Genomic DNA, 736 nt, shown 5'->3' on the forward strand with positions numbered 1-736 from the left:
TGTTACTGTAAAAAATAACGGTCCCGTGACCCTTTGGCAATCACCGGCCTATCAAACCCCTGTACAGCAAGTTAATCCTGGAGATTCTTTTACCATCAATCAGGCTTACTTCTCCTACGATTCGGGGCTTTGGTTTGATATCGGCGCCGATCAATGGATTCCGGCTTACTATCTTGATAATACCCTGATGCCAAACAACTGACATTTTTAAACTATGGAGGAATTCAATTATGAAGAAAAAAATTTTAGGCTTTATCTTGCTGGTTGCTTCAGCATTGTTATTCGTATTGATTCCAGCGAAACCTGTATTAGCTGACGATGAAGTCGTGATTCCAGTTCGAGATTCTTCATTCCTAACATTAAACGAATATAATTACAAAACTCTTGTTTCTGGGGAACAGAGTTATTTTAACAGTTACCCTATTGAAGACTCCTATGTTCCAGGATTGTCAACCTGGAAACTATCTAAACTTTACACTGGTAGCTGGAGTGGTGGCGAAGCAGATCCCTGGTATAAGCTAGCCAGAGAAATATACGAAGTTGGTCCAGACATGTTTCTAACTAATTTTCAAGCGATTAGAATTCCTACCAACAAGATAACTTTTAAAGAAATTGGTGTGTATCGTGGCAAGGACTTCAATGATGATTCTCCTTGGAAGATGATTTTCCATAGCTATTATATTGTTACTGTAAAAAATAACGGTCCCGTGACCCTTTGGCAATCACCGGCCTATCA

The 736-nt window shown here is 39.4% G+C and carries 2 protein-coding genes; both read left to right on the forward strand.

The window, feature by feature from the left end; genetic code table 11:
* The coding region (locus tag FC83_RS17210; protein WP_162260649.1) for a hypothetical protein at nt 1-202 on the forward strand (202 nt) is incomplete at its 5' end.
* Nucleotides 203-230: 28 nt separating this feature from the next.
* The coding region (locus FC83_RS06930; protein ID WP_156405575.1) for a hypothetical protein at nt 231-736 on the forward strand (506 nt) is incomplete at its 3' end.

The organism is Agrilactobacillus composti DSM 18527 = JCM 14202 (assembly GCF_001436375.1).
Lineage (GTDB): Bacteria > Bacillota > Bacilli > Lactobacillales > Lactobacillaceae > Agrilactobacillus > Agrilactobacillus composti.